Raw genomic sequence first — 16,468 nt, forward strand, 5'->3', positions numbered from 1 at the left:
GGAAGGACCAATAGGGGCGATCGCGAAGCGTCGGTGACGTCACCATTTTCCGCGTGGGATCTTTCCGAGGGTCTCGTTTCACAGGCGTGACCACTTTTTCCACCCCGCCTGCGCACTCCCGCCGTGCCGTGATCGCCATGGCGATGATGCCCTTCGCCCTTCACGCCCAAGAAATGCTCGAACCGATCGTGGTGACGGGCAAAGCCGAAAACCTGATCGGAGAAGCCGACGCCGCCTCCAAGGGCCAATCCGATCGCGAGGAATTGCTCGAACGCCCCTACCTGCGCCGCGGGGAACTGTTAGAAGTGGTGCCCGGCATGGTGGTGACGCAGCACGCGGGCGGCGGAAAGGCGAACCAGTACTTCGTCCGCGGGTACAACCTGGATCACGGCACCGACTTCGGGATCTTCGTCGATGGCATGCCGGCGAACTACCGGGCGCATGGCCATGGCCAAGGATATGCGGACATGAATTTCCTGATCCCGGAGTTCGTGGAACGTCTGGACTACCAGAAGGGGCCCTACGATGCCCGAATGGGTGATCTGACGACGGCAGGCTCCGCGGAGTTCTCGCTGGTGAATTCCCTGGAGCGCGGCTTCGCGGGCATCACAATCGGGGAAGATGACTATTACCGCGGCGTCTTCGGCGATTCGGTGCAGGCGGGATCCGGCACGCTCACCTTCGGTGGTGAGGCGACCTATTACAATGGCCCTTGGGTGCTCGAAGAAGACGCGCACCGTTTCAACGGGTTGATCCGCTGGCATACCGGTGACGAGGACAACTTCTTCAACATCATGCTGCTCGGCTACCAAGCGGAGTGGACATCCAGCGACCAAATCCCGGAACGAGCAATCTACTCCGGCGAGATCGACCGCTACGGCTATCTGGACCCGACGAATGGAGGCCAGTCACAGCGCTATTCGCTTTCCATGAACTGGGGGCGGCTCTGTGACGACGTGATGTGGAAGGGGAACGGCTACGTAGGCTACTACGATCTCGATCTGTATTCGAACTTCACCTACTTCCTCGATGACCCGGTGAATGGCGACCAGTTCCGCCAATCCGACCAGCGCATCTTCTTCGGAGGCGACGTGTCCGCGACGCTTCAGGGACGCAGCATTTTCGGAGCGCCGACCGACTACATCATCGGCTTCCAGACGAGGAACGACGCGATCTGGGATCTCGAATTGGCCCGCACCCGCGCCCGCGCCGACGTGAACAAGATCCGCGAGGATGATGTCTTCACGGGCAACTACTCGGTTTATGCGGCCGCAGAAACGAAGTGGAACGAGTGGTTCCGCACCCAAGCCGGCGTGCGGGCAGATCTCTTCTACTTCGATGTGGAGAGCGACAATCCGGCAAACAGCGGAGATGAGTTCGATGGCATCGCGGTGCCGAAGCTGAATCTGATCTTCGGGCCATGGGCGGATACCGAGTACTACCTCAACCTGGGCGGCGGTTTCCATTCGAACGACGCGCGTGGCATCTTCACGCGCATCGATCCCAATGACGGCGTCACACCGGTGCTACCGGTGGATCCTCTGGTGCGCACCTGGGGCAGTGAAATCGGCGTGCGCCACCAGTGGGGTGCGAACCTGACGACCACGGCGGCGCTCTGGTACATCTATAGCGAGTCCGAGCTGCTCTACGTAGGGGATGCGGGAAATGTGGAAGCGGGGCCTTCGACGGACCGCTACGGGGTGGAATTCGCGGCGTACTGGAGGCCAAACGAGTGGTTCAGCTTTGACAGCGAGATCGCCCTCTCCGAGGGACGTTACACCGATACTTCGGGGGGTGCCTTTGTGGAGAATCAAGTGCCTTTCATCATTTCCAGCGGGCTCACGCTGGGCGGGAAGACGGGACTCTACGGGACGCTACGTGCCCGCTATTTCTCGGAGCGCCCGCTTACTGCGGACAAGAGAGTCGAATCCGAGGATTCGCTGCAGTTCAACGCGCGGGTGGGATACCGCTTGGAGAACTGGGACTTCGCGGTGGATGTGCTGAACCTCTTCGATCGCGAGGACAACGACATCGAATACTACTATACTTCCCGTATGCCCGGAGAACCTGCTGCAGGAATCGATGACGTGCACCTGCATCCTGCCGAGCCGCGGACGATCCGGGCGTCAGTGACGTATTACTGGTGAAGGCCGGTCCGCCCCACTTCCTCGCTTACGGCTTCTCCGACTCCTGCTGCTGCTTCGGCGGAAGCGCGAGTTCGGAGAGGCCCATCAGGAAGCCATCGGCGGGATCGGCCTTGCCGCGGACAGGCGAGGCACCGGTCTTATTGCCAGCCAAGCTGGAGAAAGGCGGGGCGATGCCATCGCGGCGCATCTTGCGAAGCGTGACTTCCACGACCTGCGCCAAGGTATAGCGATCCAGAATGCCAGCGATGGCATTCCGGACATCGATCATGAGCATGCGCAGGCCGCAGTGATCTTCATCCGGGCAGGTGCAGCGTTGGTAGGCGAACTCGCTGGCGCAGGCGATGGGGGCCAGACGGCCGTCCATCAGGCGAACGAGATCACCGATGCGGATTTTCTCCGGAGGCGTGGCCAAGGCGTATCCGCCCAATTTCCCGCGCTTGGTTTCCACGATCCCGGCCTCCCGCAATTCCTGGAGGATGCGCTCGATGAATTTCAGGGGCAGACGGTTCGCATCCGCGAGTTCCACACCGGAAACCACGGGGAGGCCCATTTCCGCGGCGATCCCGAGGTGGATGGTGGCACGGAGGGCGTACTCGGCTTTCTTGGAAAGGTGCATCTGCGAATGTGGACTCCACCGCAGGGATTTAGAGTAGGAGGGTCAAGTGGGATTTTCCCCAAAGACCAAGTCCTCCCGGCAGCGGCACCCCTTGCAGACGCCCATTTACCCCTCGAAAGAGGAGGTCTCGGAGACGGACGAAGCACTGAAAAGCACGCTCTTCCGTGAGGCAAAGCGCCGGCGCCATTCGCTCGGGCTCATGCCGGTGGCTGCCACGAAGCAGCGGTTGAATTGGGACAAGGAGAGGCCGCCCATGGTCGATGCGATCTCGGAAACGCGACGGCTGGTGGTTTCAAGGACATGGCAGGCGTGCTGCATCCGCTCATCCCTGAGGACACGCTTGAAGCTGGAGCCGGTGATCTTCTCGAATTGCTCGCCGAGATATCCGGCGGAGAGATCCACACAGCTGGCCACCTCTGCGAGGCTCATGGCACGGGTGGGATGGGTGATGACGAGGGACCACGCGGTTTTCACGGCCTGAGGCCACTCGCGGAGCGGACGACCACCTGCGAGATTACCCTTCATGGCATCAAGCATGCGAGTAAGGACAGGCTCGCGCCACGCGGGTTTTCCCACTCCCTGCGGCCGCTCGACATGGACCAGCCATGTTTCGCCGTCGTGTGGCAAAGAAACCTGCCAAGCTGCGGCGGCATGGGCGTCATCAGGAGCCGCATCTCCGCGGTAACAAGTCACCGAGCCGCTCGTGGTGAGCCGCGATAGGGCGGCGACATACGAGGCAAGCGAGGGCCAAGCCTGGATCTCTTCTTCGGACAGGGGGTGTTGGACAGGGGACATTGATATCGGTAGGTTTTCACCGGTATTTTTCTTCCGGTGTTTACCAACAAAGGACTCCCAATCCGCAAAAAAGCAAAAATTTATTTCCGGTTTTTTTCTTCCGCTCTCCGGGTTTCAGGGCCAAGATAAAGCATGAGCACGACGCCAAAGCCTTGGGCGCTCTTCAGCCGCCACGGACACGCTCTCCTCCATCTCGCCAAGAATCCGCGGCTCCGCCTCATTGATCTGGCCCGGGACATGAACATGACGGAACGCTCGGTCCGCCTGCTGATTGGCTCGCTGGGCCGGACGGAGTTCCTGCGGGTGGTGAAGACCGGCCGTAACAATTCCTACCAGCTGGATCTGGAGCGCCCGCTGATGCTTCCTTTTGAAAAAGAAATCCCCCTCCACAAGTTGATCAATCTAGCGCTGAACATGCCGGAACTTCTGGAAGGGGAGAGTCCCGAGAAGGCGGCGAAGTAGGCTTTTTTAGCCGCGATCCGGGCCGCGCTAAAAATTTAACCGGCGGGGAATGGTGCGGAATGCAACCGGATCGTGCGGGGTGGAACTTCAAAGGCGGCCGGAGTGCTTTTCGCCGCGGGATTCCCTTTTGATTTTCAGGGAGCTGGGTTGTCCGCTCGTCGTTGGCATCGGGCGAGCGAAGAAAACAGGATGGCAACGACATCCCCAACTTCCGATGCGGCTCAACTCCAAGAGGTTCTCACCCGCTATGTGGATTCCCGCGACGGCTACCTGCAAGCGTCCAAGCTGGTCCCGCAAGAGGCGCTCGCCCGAAATTTTGCTTCGATTGCGGAGCGGCGGGACCTGATCGCCGCGAAGATGGCGAATCTAATCGAAGATCAAGGATTTCGCCCCGACGAGGACGGCAGCCCGGAGGCCAGCGTGCACCGTTGGTGGCTGCGCGTTCGGGACAAAATGACGGATCAGGAGGCGGATGCCATTCTGGCTGAGTGCGTCCGCGGTGAGACCGAGCTGGTGCGGACGCTGAATGCGGCGCTGGATAAACCGGAACTCCTGCCCGAGCACCGGCAGCTGATCGAGGACATGATTGCGGAGGTGACTTTGGCCGTCCGGGCCTTCGATTCTGCTATCGGAGACCTTGAGCCTGAGCGCCCGTCCGCTTGACACGGGCCCCGCGCTATGCATCCTCCCGCTCCCCGCCGCGTCGGTAACGTGACCGGGGCCCTCTAACGTCATGAAAAAGGATCTTCATCCCAAGTACAACCCGGTCGTGTTCGTGGACATGACCACGGGTGCCCGTTTCGTCAGCCGCTCCACCAAGACCTCCGACAAGAAGGAAGTCATCGACGGCGTGGAACACTACATCATCTCGATCGGCATCACCTCCGACTCGCACCCGTTCTTCACGGGCAAGTCCACCTTCGTCGACACCGAAGGCCGTATCGACAAATTCCAGAAGCGTTTCGGTGCCGTGCGTCGCGCTGCCAAGCCGAAGCTCTGATCGCGATCCTTTTTCGCGCATCGTTTTCCCAAGACGCCCGTCCGCTGCTGCGGCCGGGCGTTTTGCTTTCTTGTCACATGATCGCGGGATGAGCGGAGATTGACCCTAGCAGGAGGTTTCCATAACAATGGACTCAACATGAAGTTCCTCCCGATCTGTCTTTCGATGGTTCTGCCCTGCCTTGCCGCAGTCGAGCCGCCGACGCTTCCCTTGGAAGTGGGCATGCTGAAATTGCGCGATGGCACCGTCTATGAAGGCACCAAGGTGACGGGGCATGATGCCGTGGGCGTGAAGTTGATGCACTCCGGCGGCACGGCACGCGTGCCCTATGCGAAGCTGCCGAAGGATCTGGCAGACAAGTTCCCGCGCGATGTGGCGGGAGCGAAGGAGCAACTCGAGAAGGAGGCCAAGGCGGAAGCGGCACACGGCCGCACGGTGGACAAGGCACTCGCCAAAGAAGCGCAAGAAGAGAAGGTGGACATCGGCACCGAGGAATCCCCGCTGGAAAAAATGCCGGACGGCAAGGGTGATGTCTCGGCGAAGATCTTTGCCTTGGAATCCTATGTGCGGCGCCTGGAGTCAGGCATTTCCCAAGCACAAACCGCGGCCGCGGATGCACGTTCGCGCGCCTCAAGCTATCGCTCACAGGCAAACGCCTCGGTCACGCGACGCGACGCTTCTGGAAATCTTTACACGGTGGATAGCTACAACACCTCCAAGTATCGCAAGGCTGAGTTCCACGAGCGCCGCGCTATCAAGCAGGAGGCGAAGATCAAGGAGGCGGAAGACCTCATCCAGATCGCGAACTCCAAGATCAGCGTGCTGAAGAAGGAACACGGGGGCTCCTGAGCACGGTTTCCTTTTTCACTCCATGGCCTGCAGGACGCGTTGCCGCACGTAGCGCTCTATATCGGCCTGGAGTTTCGTGTCGAACCACCCGGAAGGGTCCGGACCGCTGAGGGTATCGCGCGCCATCCATGCTCTTTCCTCGTCCTTCAGAAAGGGGGTCAAGCCGACCAGAACGAGGCTTCCCAAGACCAAGACGGGAAGCAGGAAGCGGGAAAGCATGACCCCGGGAAGCGCCGCCCCGACCGGCCCGAACAGGATCGAGCCGCCGCGCCACAAGAGCCACAGCAAAGGGAAGCCCAACACGGCGCAAGGGCTGAGGTAGTAGATCTCGTCCAACCCCGGCCAATAGCGGGCCAAGCCGGTGACCGGGACAGTGATCGCTGCGATCCCCGCCATGATCCAACCGGGCCAGAGGGCAGCAGGACGCAGGCCCAAGAAGCCGCCGCGCTTCGCCACGCGCCAACGAGCGACCTGCAAGAGCATGCATAGCGAGAATAGCAGGATGGCGATGAGGCGGACGACAAAAGGGAGGAAGTCCTCCAGGCCAACCGCAAGATCCCGGAAGCCCAAAGGCGTGAAGCGGATCCAAGCCACATACCAAAGCAAAGGAAGCACCATGCCCAACCCACCAACCCACAAATAGTCGACCGGCCGAAGCAGGGGCATGAGTCCCTGCGCCATCCCGCGGAGATGAGGCGCGCGGCGCCAGCCTTCGAAAAAGGCAACGAGTGAAAGTACGACAAAAATCGTAGCAATTGCCACGGCACCGAAGCGATCCGCCACCGCGTGTTCGGCCTTCACTCCCGGCGCCAGCTCCCCGACGGTGACCATCTCTTCCATGGCAGACCCGAACCTGTGGTAATAGAGGTCTCCGGTGTAGGTGGCGATGCGCAGCTCCATGTCCGTCACCTTTGCCGGTGTTCCGGACCGGATCAGCGCATTGACTTCATGCTGCCATTTCTTCATGCGGGCTTCCACATCGGGCGCCCCGACAATGAGAGCGAGGGACTGGAATTCTCCCGTAGCCCTTTCGATATGGTAGAGGGATGGACAGTTCGCGTTGGGCCCCGGGGAACGGAGTCCCTCCATTACCCTGCGGTCCCACGTCGCGGTCCATTGGCGGAAGCCCTCGAGGTCGTTCAACGAAACAAGCTCCTGTGCCCTGGCGATCCAGATATCGATCACGTTCCCCGAATTTCCCATGAATACCGCCTGACGCTGGGCAAAGCCGGTGAGGTCTGCCAGTTCTGCAAGATCCCTGGGCGGGCCAAGAAGGCGCAAGCGTTCCGCGGTACGATCCGCGCGGTACGATTCGATGCGGGGTGCTGCCAAAGCCTCCTCCAGCTTCGACAACGATTGGGCATACCAAGGAGGCCGCGAAAAAACCGGGCCGGTGCCGGAGCGCCGACCGCGATAAGCTCCTCCGCCGCCGGTCACGCCGGCTTCCGCGGTGAGCAGGGCCCACAGGCCGTTGTCGGGATCGATCCGCTTGCTTTGAGCCTGGAAAGACTCGGGAACCTTGGCTCCCGGCGTTCTTCCGAGCTCATGCCATAGTTCTTCAAGCTCGGCGGGATCTTCCGGGAGATTTTCGAATCGCTCGCTCAGCCAGCGATTCACATCCGTGTCCTGCACGCTACGGGTTCCCGAGAAGAGAAAGATCTTCTTCGAGGGGTCTACCCGCCGGGCGAGCCGCTGCTCCCACTCCTCCTGCGTCTTCACCCCGCTGCGGTAAGGCGTACGCCCGCGCTTGAGCCGCGTCAGTTCCTCAAAGCCGGACAAAAAGGTCAGCGAGACCAGCGTCCCGATGGACAGGACCATGATAAAGGCGAACCATGAACTCCTCCAGATTCTGCCGCCCGGTTTTGCCTCCAAACGAGCGGTGGCCAGCGTCATGCCATCGTCTCCCGCAGCAGGCGAGGCATGGGCAAGGCGGTCCATCAACTCGCCGCGCGCAAGATCCTCCGTACCGCCTTTTCCCGTCAGCTGACGTGTGACGAGATCAATAAAGCGGAGCCGGGCATCAAGCATCGGCCACCCTCTAGCAGACCGATTTGAATCCGGGAACCTCCCGTTTGGCCTATCTCTTCAACGGGAGAATCCCACGACAGGAGGGATCTCGGCGACACGCACCGTTCCGGAGTCCGCTCCTTTCAGCTCGCGGGGATAGACGGCATTCCCGAGTGAATGGAAGATGCGTGCCCCGGCATGGGTTTCTTCCCGTTGGAGAACGTGCGGATGGGCACCCGCTACGATGGCAGCTCCCTGGGAGGCAAGCCAGCGCGCCCCATCTCGTTGTTCTTCCGTGACCTTCGGATCGTATTCATCGCCTCCGTGGACGATCGTCACGATGCGTTCCCCCCGAGCGCGTGCCTTGCGGAATTCTTCGGCAAGAAGCTTCCTGTGCCCGATCACATTTGCCACTGCCGGCTCTTCCGCTTCCGTGCCACTTTCCTGGAGCAGGCTGATGCCGAAGACGGAGAGTTTCACGCCACGGAATTCACCCCGCCATGGTTGGCAGGCTTCTTCCGCATTGTGACCCGCACCGACAACCGCGAGGCCGGCTTCCCTACAAGCGGCGAGGCCCTCCAGAAGCCCGGCCGGTCCTGCATCCATGGCGTGATTGTTTGCCAATGATACGAGATCGACGCCTTGTTGCTTCAGCCATGCGAGTCTTTCGGCCGGGAAGCGGAAGTCATAGCGCGGCTTCTTGTCCGGCTCCTTCAGGGAAGGAATACCTTCGAGATTCACGAAGAAAGCATCCGCATCCCCTTTCCCGAAGCCATCGATCACCACGCGATCGTCGCCAGCGAGAACCACGTCACCAGCGAAGGCGATGCGGCATCCACCCTCACGTGGAATGCGAAGCGCAAAGAGCGGCCGCTTTTCCGCAAGAACGGAGAGCGTGACGATCTCCGGAAAGCCGCCGAGATGATGCAGCGCCAGGTCATTTCCATCGAGGACGCCGATCGGCTCCCGATCCTCCCATAAGGCGGCGACGTGGCGGCCGAAATCGATGGCGATGCCATTCTCAATCTCTTCCGGCGTGATCTTTACCGCATCGGTCACGCGGACTTTCTCCGCCTTCGTTTGCAATTGCTCGCGCAAGCGGGCGGGATCGCCCCAGACGAGCGGGATTCCCTGCCGGCGCCAAGCGTGGACCAAGAGATTGGCACAATCACTCCCCCACCCTGTCTCCACGCCGCTCAAGCCTTCCTCCGCCACACCAGCAATGCCGAAGACGTAGGGCATGTGCATGCATTCGGAGAGCGCACCCCGGAAGCCACCGTCCTCCGCGACACAGATATCCACGGGCGGAAGCTTCAACCACCCTGCCTGGATCGCACACTCCGCGACGATCCGGTAGCGACCGGGCTTGCCCCCGGCCCAACGCGCAGGATCGAGCTGGAAATCCTCGGTCTGCCCCAAAATACGACGTTTCTCGTAGATCCAGCGTGCCGGCGATGCCGAGAAGTCTTTCCCCAAGCCGGTGCCGGGCAGGAAGTCATAAGCCGCGCGGGCAGGCTCCAAGAGATACCAGCGCACCCGACCATCCAACTCCGCGATCCCGTCCTTCGGCTCCACCCGCAAGACAGGCTCTTTTCCCGGTGAACAGCGAAAAACACCATCGCAATCAACGGCGAGATCGCGCGTCGTGATTGAGGCACGTCCAAACCTACCGGTCCAAATTCCTGAAAGCTTCCCCCAGGAGATTTCCGGGTCACGGATCGACAAGCGGTCCGAGCCGAGACCTAAAAGGGCCAGCTTCACGCGATCACTCGCGTGCCCGAAGTCCCAGCGGGGAATGGGTTTCCCTTGCTCGCGGAATCTCTTCGCCTGCAGCGAATGATCGGCCCGTTCATCCGATCTCGTGTCGATCTCCAAGATGGCACCACGGGTGCGAGCCACGGCATCGATGGCAAGTTCGACCAGGTCGTCCGCTTCTTCATCGTTCTTCAGCCATGGTCGCGACACGGCAAAGGCGACACCTGACAAGCCGGGCCAATCCATCGCGTGCTCCCAGATGGCCTCGAAATGCTTCTCCCGGTCGATGCGGTCCATCCCGGCGAAGAAATCAAGATCGATGGCGAGGATCACCGGCTTGTTGCCGGGCTTCCACGCGGCGTAGCCCTTCAAATCACAGACATCCCAACGCGAGGCAAGAGATCCGGAGGAGCGCGGCTCGACTTCCAAGCGCCCATCCAACTCCTCACCCGCGTTCCTTTGCTTCAGCGCCCGGCTCTCTTCATCCAGCGCGGGCGCCGCAAGCCAGAGGACGCGGTCCAAGGGCCGAGGCATCAGTGGCTCGATCCAATTGAAGGCCTGAATCCGGCCTTGGTCACGCCATGATTCCACCCTGCCATCGCGCTCTTTTTCATTCGCCACGCGCCGCAGGTCCTCACGCAGTTCCTCCGAGCGTTCGGCGGCAGAGGCATCGGAGTGGGCATCGACCAGGACCATCTGATGAGCCTGATCCGGATCAAAAGTCCGCGCGATCCACGCGAAGGTCTCGGCGTGGTTATCGGCTAGAAACACCGGGAGCTCGTGGTCCGGCCGAGCGATGACGATCGGCGTCAGGACAAGGCAGGCCAGGAGGATGAAACGCTTCATGGCGCTTCAGCGGGCAGGCGAGATCTTCGGCGGAGTGTCCACCCGAACCTCGAAGGCCACCCCGCTGACGCAGAGGTCCTCGTGCTTCGATCCTTTCCAGACCTCCTGGAAGGTCATGCGCAGGGTCTTCACCGGTTCACTGAAGGAGACCGGAATACGGCACCCCTCATTCAAATCTGGAATTTCCGCAGTGAATTTCTCTTTCCCGTTCAACGTGATCAGCACCTTCCTCGGCCTGGCGTTTGCCTTGAAGAGCGCGTCGTCCTTTCCATAGCCGGGATAGATGTTGATCGCAGTCATCATCTTTGGAACCTGTGGCTTGAACTCCAGCCACTCGCCGATACCGGGTCCGGCTGCGCCTTCGCTCCAGGCACCCTCGTCCCAGATTCCTTTCACCTGATCCGCATCATAGCGGAGATCACCGTTCGCCGGGAGGGTCGAACTGGCGGTCACCTGATAATTGGAATGCGACATGGTCCATTTCCCGGCCCGCTCGGTATAAGTCACCATGGCGGCCTCCCCGTCATACTTGCCGTTCTCCGAGCGGCCATAACTCTTCACCTCGGGTCTGGCCTCGATCTCGATGTCATCCGCCATCGCGGGCTCAAGATTCTCGAAGCTCCAAACCCAGTTGTCACCCTCCTTCTTGAAGCGGTTCGCGGGCTTGAGCACCTTGAGCTCCCCGGCCGGTATTCCCGCCGGCCGAAGTACGATGCGCCCCGTACCAATCGTACCGGCCCAGCAGGCAGCGGTCGACAAGCGATACTTGAAGATGGCGGGGCCCGTGAAGGAATCATCGCTCACACTCCACTCCTCTTCCGGATAGCTGCTTCGAAAAGCAATCCTCAGGGCCTTCTCTTCCCCGGGCTCGAAGCTCAGTTCGGATACCAGCCAACCGGCAATTCCCTTGAAACGCTCATCGTCGCCCGCTTTCTCTTCACCCTTCCACTTGGCCTCGATCTTCTTTCCACCCGCGGTGATCTCGTAGTCCTTGCAGTACTTCAGCTTGCCATCGCTCTTCTTGGAAGTTTCCGGGTCGGCATCGCCGCCTTCATTCATGATGTCATTGTCAAAGAGCTCCTCGACGGGAAATCCGAAGCGGATCTTCACCTTGCTCTCGGTCTCGTTCTTCAGGATGTATCGGATTTCAACCCCCGCCTCCTTGTCGCCCAAGTCGATGGCCAGCTGCTCATCCAGCATCCGGATTTTTTCCACCTCTTCAGGTTCGAAGAGCTCGATGTCGCCGGAGCGTTGGATGCCACCGCGGAAGTAGCCCCCTCCGTTGGCAAGGAGCGCTTGGGGAGCAATGGCACTGAATCCTAGACAAGCAAACAGCATTCGCTTCATGGGATCTAACGGGAAGGTTCGATTTTCGGGGCCTTGTCCAATTTCGACTCGAGAAGGATCTGGGTAACGCAAAGGTCGTCGAATTGTTCACCTTTCCACACGTCCTTGAAGGTGATGCGGATGGACTTCACCGGCTTGCTATAAGCATTCACCGGCACGCGGCAGTAGTCCCGTGAATCCGGGATGTCTGCGGTGAATTCGTGCTCACCGTTCAAGTTTACCAGGATCCTCCTGGGGCGGTTATTCGCCTTGAATAGCTCATCGGACGTGGCGAAGCCGGGTGTGATGCCGATGGCGACCACCGGCTTGGCGACTGCCGGTTTCAATTCGAGCCATTCTCCAATACCGGGACCTTCGGCACCTTCACTCCAAGCACCCTTTTGATAGGTGTCCTTCAGGAGCGAGGCATCGTAGCGATGCTCACCCTCAGGGGGCAACGTAGAGCTCGCGGATACCTGATAGTTAGCGTGCTGCATGGTCCATTTGCCGCCGCGATTGGCATAGTGGGCCCAGCTCCCGGAATCGACAGGAACGCCCGCCCCGTAGCCGCGGGTCTCCGGGACCGCCTCGATCTCGAGATCATCCGCCATCGTAGGTTCAAGGTTCTCGAAATCCCAGACCCAGGACGACCCCTCTTTCTTGAAGCGATTCACCGGCTTCAACACTTTGATCTCATCGGCAGCGGCACCGGCCGGGCGGACGACGATTTTCCCGGTGCCAATGGTTCCCGCCCAACATGCGGCGGAAGAGAGCCGGTACTTGAAGATGGAGGCGCTATCAAAGGTGCGCTCGCTCACGAAACTGTTCGAAGCAGGATAACCACTGGTGAATGAGATCATCACCGGCTTTTCTTCACCAGGTTCGAAGCCCAGTTCCGAAACCAGCCAGCCCGCGATCCCCTTGATCTTCTTGCTCTCGTCCTTGGAGCTCTCCGCTTTCCACTTCCCGGTCAGATCCTTGCCGCCCGCAGTGATCTTATAGTCGTTGCAGTATTTCAGCTTCCCGTCCTTGCCATCGTCGGGATTCGGCGGCCGCATGCCCATGTAGTCATCGAAGAGTTCCTCGACCGGAAACCCGAAGCGGACTCTCACCTTACCCGTGGTCTCATTTTTCAGGAGGTAGCGGATCTCAACCTTTGCCTCCTTCGTGCCGAGATCGATGGTGAGCTTTTCGTCCAGCATGCGGATTTTCTCCACCTCTTCCGGCTCGAAGAGTTCGATGTCTCCCGTGCTCCGGATTCCGCCGCGGAAGTAACCGCCCCCGTTACCCAAAAGCGGAAGCGAGGAGGCAAGAGTCAGGGAGAAGATAAGCCGGGCTATCATGGAGCCATCGTCGGAGTCTGGCAGCTGAAAGCAAATCCAATTTCCCTCTTGCCGCGATCAAGAGCCAAGCGTCAGCCTTCCCGGAACCATGATCAGCCTGTTGCGCCTGCCGACCGTGCCCCTTCTCCAGGAGAGACGGTCAATCGCCTATCTGATCGTTTTCGGGATCTGGGCAGAGGTCTTTCTCTACTGCCTCCTGCACGATCAATATCTGATCCGGCTGGCACCCACGCATTTCACGGAGTATCACGCGCCCTTGTGGGGGATCGAGAATCTCCCGCTGCTCGCCGCTGGCTGGGCCTTCCGAGCATCCATCGGGCCGGGGCTGGTGCTCGGGTTGGCGGCACTGTTTCTCGGACGTGCCGGTAGCCGTCCGAAGATTTCGCCGGGGACGATGCTGAAGATCGTGCCTTGTCTGATCCTGCTCACCGAAGCTTGCGGGCTCCTGACGGGCTGGTGGGCATGGAAGAACGAACGCCCGCTCTATCCGGAGATCATTTATCCGGATCTGACGCGCCCGATCCTGACTAGCCAGACAATCCAGCTCACCTGCTATGCGGTAGGCGGAATCAGCTCGGTGATATTCCTAGGGTGGATCGTCTGGCGTCGCAGGCGAACTGCTCACCATTCGTAAAAATAACTGAGCGGAGAGTTCGTTGGAGCTTGGTTTGGGTAACGAGATCTCGCGAGTCACCGTCGCGGACTTGTTTTATCAAACGGAATAGTCAGCCTGCGTTTCCTAATGAACACCGGGCTTTCGGGAATCGTCGCCGTTTCCGTGCTCCTCTCACCAGTTGGCTTCGCGCTGGACGGAAACGGGAACTCGCAAAGCGATGTCTGGGAGATGGCCTTCGGAGCCAGCGGGCTTCAAGCCACTGCAGACGCAGACAGGGATGGCTGGACGAATGCGACGGAAAGCACTGCGGGCACCAATCCCTTCGATCCCCTTTCCTACCCGAAGTCCGGGATCAACGGCGGGCAGCTCCAATGGCCTTCCCAAGCGGGCAAGCGCTATGCGATCCAGACAAGCAATGACCTCGGCATCTGGACACCGGTTCAAGGAAACATCGCGGGCAATGGCACCACGCTGAGCTGGCCGCTCGTTCCGGCCGGAGGACGAGAGTTCTTCAAGATCGTGGCCTCTGATGTGGATAGCGATGGGGACGGCATCAACGACTGGGAAGAACTGACGGTGGGCTTCGATCCCGGGAGCAACCGGACCGGCCGCTTCTCGCAGACGGATTCCCAGCGCATCACCGCGGGGCTCACCGCCGCGAGCACGATCACCGTCTCGGTCTATGACGACAGCTGCTCGGAACGCTGGCCGGATCCGGCCGTCCTGGTGGTAAGGCGCAGCGGCGGATTGAAGCCGCTCACCGTGAATCTTTCGTTTGATGGAACCGCGAGTGCGGCCGACTATACGAGTTCGGCTGATAGCAGCATCTCCTTCGCGCCGGGGCAGAGGGAAGCTTTTATCCGGATCCAGCCGGCGGCCGATGCCCTGGATGACGAAACTACGGAGACCGTCGTACTTACCGTCCTGCCCGGAACCGGTTACACGGCGGGAGCTGCGAACAGCGGCACGGTTTCCATCCTGAACCAGCCGACGAACGGCGGACCTTCCGCGAAGGAGGCCGCACGCTTCCTGATCCAAGCGGGCTTCGGTCCTGATCAGGATTCCGCGGACGATCCTGACCAGACCCCCGAGAACGTGGAACAAGTCATGTCCCTGGGAATCGAAGGCTGGATCGATGACCAGCTCACACGCCCGATCGGCCGGCTCACACCGATGATGCAGTGGCAGCGGGAGCTGATGCAAAGCGATCCCGACCATCGCCTCTGGAACAACCGGAAAATGAATGCTTGGTGGGGCCGGGCGATGGGACTTCCCAAGCTGAGGCCGGATGCGAGCACGGAACAGTTGCCCGATCCCTTGCGGCAACGCGTGGCCTTTGCGCTGAGCCAGATTTTCGTGATCAGCGACCGCCCGGAACGCTTGGCCGTGGAACCGGAGGCAATGGCCCACTACTACGACAAGCTGCTGGAGGGGAGCTTCGGCAATTTCGAAACCTTGCTGAGAGATGTGACGCTGCACCCCTGCATGGGGATCTACCTGAGCCACTTCGCGAACAAGAAGGCGAATCCGGTCAACCGCACCTTCCCGGATGAGAACTATGCGCGTGAAGTCATGCAGCTTTTCAGCATCGGACTGTGGATGCTGAATCCGGATGGGACGCGCATCCTCGACGAACATGGGCAACCGATCCCGACTTACTCGAACGCGAACATCACGGAGTTCGCGCGGGTCTTTACCGGCCTTTCGTTCGGCCTGCTGTCGAATGGCCAGAACCCGCCCTTCAACGCCTTTGACGGAGACTTCACCGTGCCGATGAAAGGCTGGGACGAACATCATGACCTGGAGCCGAAGGCGCTCTTGCGGGGTGCCACCACCCCGGCGCGAACGGCAAGCCCGGGCAATACGGGCACGGCAACCATGGCAGATGTCGATGCTGCGGTTTCGAATCTCTTTAACCACCCGAACGTGGGTCCCTTCATCGGCAGGCTGCTGATCCAGCGGCTGGTCACCTCGAATCCCTCGCCCGCGTATGTCGGCAGGGTGGCCGCTGCCTTCAACGCGGCCCCGCGCGGGGACATGGGCCGCACGGTGAAAGCAATTCTCATGGACCCGGAAGCCCGCGACCCGGCCAAGATGTCGGATCCTAGCTTCGGCAAGCTGCGCGAGCCCTTTCTGAAGGTGGTGAACGTCGCGCGTGCCTTCAATGCTTATACGGACGCGGGATGGTACTACCTCTCGGGGATGAGCGAGCTGCACGTTCAGGAACCCTTCAATTCGCCAAGCGTCTTCAATTTCTATCTGCCGAGCTACACCCCGCCGGGTGCCCTGGCCACCGCGGGCCTGGTAGCCCCTGAATTTCAGATCGTGAATGCCGCCTCCGGCGTCACGGCGCCGAACTTCTTCTGGGAGCACATGGTCGGGGCCGAATTCGGGCTGGGTGCTTCGAAGGAAGACCGGTCCCCCACGCTGAATCTCGACCAAGAGTGGCTCCTGAATCTGCCGAACCTCAATTTCGACCAGTGGGGACAGACCAACGTCCAGCCGCTCGACCCGGATCCCCTGATCCGCCGGCTCGACCTCGTGCTGACCGGCGGGACCTTGGAGCCGGAGTCCTTCCAGATCATCCGCGAAGCCCTGGCCCGAATCGGGCCGGGCAGTTGGGACTGGCATGAGCATCGCCTGAAACTCGCCATCTATCTGATCATCTGCAGCCCGGAATTCGCGGTCCAACATTGACCTTTTTCC

At 60.6% G+C, this 16,468-nt stretch carries 13 protein-coding genes; 7 read left to right on the plus strand and 6 right to left on the minus strand.

Features of this window, described 5'->3' with window-relative positions; all coding sequences use genetic code 11:
* Positions 1 to 86: 86 nt before the first annotated feature.
* Positions 87 to 2,147 carry a TonB-dependent receptor gene (locus HHL09_RS11035; RefSeq protein WP_169454697.1) on the plus strand — a complete coding sequence of 687 codons (2,061 nt, stop codon included), beginning with the start codon at positions 87 to 89 and terminating at the stop codon, positions 2,145 to 2,147.
* Positions 2,148 to 2,172: 25 nt separating this feature from the next.
* Here HHL09_RS11035 and HHL09_RS11040 read toward each other — a convergent pair whose 3' ends face one another.
* Together HHL09_RS11040 and HHL09_RS11045 are read right to left on the minus strand one after the other, a co-directional pair.
* Positions 2,173 to 2,763, minus strand: coding sequence for an RrF2 family transcriptional regulator (locus HHL09_RS11040; RefSeq protein WP_169454698.1), 591 nt, complete (start codon positions 2,761 to 2,763; stop codon positions 2,173 to 2,175).
* 105 nt (positions 2,764 to 2,868) lie between these two features.
* Positions 2,869 to 3,558: a helix-turn-helix domain-containing protein gene (locus HHL09_RS11045; RefSeq protein ID WP_169454699.1), complete on the minus strand. Its 690-nt coding sequence runs from the start codon at positions 3,556 to 3,558 to the stop codon at positions 2,869 to 2,871.
* Positions 3,559 to 3,690: 132 nt separating this feature from the next.
* On the opposite strand from HHL09_RS11045, the gene HHL09_RS11050 reads away from it, so the two are divergent.
* The 4 genes from HHL09_RS11050 (at position 3,691) to HHL09_RS11065 (ending at position 5,869) form a co-directional block, all read left to right on the plus strand.
* Positions 3,691 to 4,020, plus strand: a complete 330-nt coding sequence (locus HHL09_RS11050; RefSeq protein ID WP_169454700.1) for a hypothetical protein — start codon at positions 3,691 to 3,693, stop codon at positions 4,018 to 4,020.
* Between the two features lie 189 nt (positions 4,021 to 4,209).
* On the plus strand, positions 4,210 to 4,683 hold the full coding sequence (locus HHL09_RS11055) for a PA2169 family four-helix-bundle protein (RefSeq protein WP_169454701.1): 474 nt from the start codon (positions 4,210 to 4,212) through the stop codon (positions 4,681 to 4,683).
* Positions 4,684 to 4,753: 70 nt separating this feature from the next.
* A complete protein-coding gene (locus HHL09_RS11060; RefSeq protein WP_169454702.1) occupies positions 4,754 to 5,020 on the plus strand; it encodes a type B 50S ribosomal protein L31 in 267 nt (88 codons plus the stop codon).
* A 138-nt stretch (positions 5,021 to 5,158) separates the two neighbouring features.
* Positions 5,159 to 5,869 carry a hypothetical protein gene (locus HHL09_RS11065; protein WP_169454703.1) on the plus strand — a complete coding sequence of 237 codons (711 nt, stop codon included), beginning with the start codon at positions 5,159 to 5,161 and terminating at the stop codon, positions 5,867 to 5,869.
* A 15-nt stretch (positions 5,870 to 5,884) separates the two neighbouring features.
* Here HHL09_RS11065 and HHL09_RS11070 read toward each other — a convergent pair whose 3' ends face one another.
* The 4 genes from HHL09_RS11070 to HHL09_RS11085 form a co-directional block, all read right to left on the minus strand.
* Complete coding sequence (locus HHL09_RS11070; RefSeq protein ID WP_169454704.1) at positions 5,885 to 7,807, minus strand: hypothetical protein; 1,923 nt, start codon at positions 7,805 to 7,807, stop codon at positions 5,885 to 5,887.
* 147 nt (positions 7,808 to 7,954) lie between these two features.
* Complete coding sequence (locus HHL09_RS11075) at positions 7,955 to 10,477, minus strand: CapA family protein (RefSeq protein WP_169454705.1); 2,523 nt, start codon at positions 10,475 to 10,477, stop codon at positions 7,955 to 7,957.
* 6 nt (positions 10,478 to 10,483) lie between these two features.
* Positions 10,484 to 11,824 carry an NADase-type glycan-binding domain-containing protein gene (locus tag HHL09_RS11080; RefSeq protein ID WP_169454706.1) on the minus strand — a complete coding sequence of 447 codons (1,341 nt, stop codon included), beginning with the start codon at positions 11,822 to 11,824 and terminating at the stop codon, positions 10,484 to 10,486.
* Between the two features lie 5 nt (positions 11,825 to 11,829).
* Positions 11,830 to 13,146 (minus strand): NADase-type glycan-binding domain-containing protein, encoded by a 1,317-nt coding sequence (locus HHL09_RS11085; RefSeq protein ID WP_169454707.1) that lies wholly within the window; start codon positions 13,144 to 13,146, stop codon positions 11,830 to 11,832.
* An 88-nt stretch (positions 13,147 to 13,234) separates the two neighbouring features.
* Between HHL09_RS11085 and HHL09_RS11090 the strand changes: the two genes are divergently transcribed.
* Positions 13,235 to 13,780 (plus strand): hypothetical protein, encoded by a 546-nt coding sequence (locus HHL09_RS11090; protein WP_169454708.1) that lies wholly within the window; start codon positions 13,235 to 13,237, stop codon positions 13,778 to 13,780.
* A gap of 108 nt (positions 13,781 to 13,888) precedes the next feature.
* Positions 13,889 to 16,459, plus strand: coding sequence for a DUF1800 family protein (locus HHL09_RS11095; RefSeq protein WP_169454709.1), 2,571 nt, complete (start codon positions 13,889 to 13,891; stop codon positions 16,457 to 16,459).
* The last annotated feature ends 9 nt before the right edge of the window (positions 16,460 to 16,468 follow it).

The organism is Luteolibacter luteus (assembly GCF_012913485.1).
Classification (GTDB): Bacteria; Verrucomicrobiota; Verrucomicrobiia; order Verrucomicrobiales; family Akkermansiaceae; genus Haloferula; species Haloferula lutea.

Bases quoted from the DNA above. Each gene is read 5' to 3' on its own strand.
- HHL09_RS11045 (WP_169454699.1), bottom strand. From the start codon at position 3,558: ATGTCCCCTGTCCAACACCCCCTGTCCGAAGAAGAGATCCAGGCTTGG.
- HHL09_RS11060 (WP_169454702.1), top strand. From the start codon at position 4,754: ATGAAAAAGGATCTTCATCCCAAGTACAACCCGGTCGTGTTCGTGGAC.
- HHL09_RS11065 (WP_169454703.1), top strand. From the start codon at position 5,159: ATGAAGTTCCTCCCGATCTGTCTTTCGATGGTTCTGCCCTGCCTTGCC.
- HHL09_RS11095 (WP_169454709.1), top strand. From the start codon at position 13,889: ATGAACACCGGGCTTTCGGGAATCGTCGCCGTTTCCGTGCTCCTCTCA.
- HHL09_RS11050 (WP_169454700.1), top strand. From the start codon at position 3,691: ATGAGCACGACGCCAAAGCCTTGGGCGCTCTTCAGCCGCCACGGACAC.
- HHL09_RS11070 (WP_169454704.1), bottom strand. From the start codon at position 7,807: ATGGACCGCCTTGCCCATGCCTCGCCTGCTGCGGGAGACGATGGCATG.
- HHL09_RS11055 (WP_169454701.1), top strand. From the start codon at position 4,210: ATGGCAACGACATCCCCAACTTCCGATGCGGCTCAACTCCAAGAGGTT.
- HHL09_RS11085 (WP_169454707.1), bottom strand. From the start codon at position 13,146: ATGATAGCCCGGCTTATCTTCTCCCTGACTCTTGCCTCCTCGCTTCCG.
- HHL09_RS11040 (WP_169454698.1), bottom strand. From the start codon at position 2,763: ATGCACCTTTCCAAGAAAGCCGAGTACGCCCTCCGTGCCACCATCCAC.
- HHL09_RS11080 (WP_169454706.1), bottom strand. From the start codon at position 11,824: ATGAAGCGAATGCTGTTTGCTTGTCTAGGATTCAGTGCCATTGCTCCC.
- HHL09_RS11090 (WP_169454708.1), top strand. From the start codon at position 13,235: ATGATCAGCCTGTTGCGCCTGCCGACCGTGCCCCTTCTCCAGGAGAGA.
- HHL09_RS11075 (WP_169454705.1), bottom strand. From the start codon at position 10,477: ATGAAGCGTTTCATCCTCCTGGCCTGCCTTGTCCTGACGCCGATCGTC.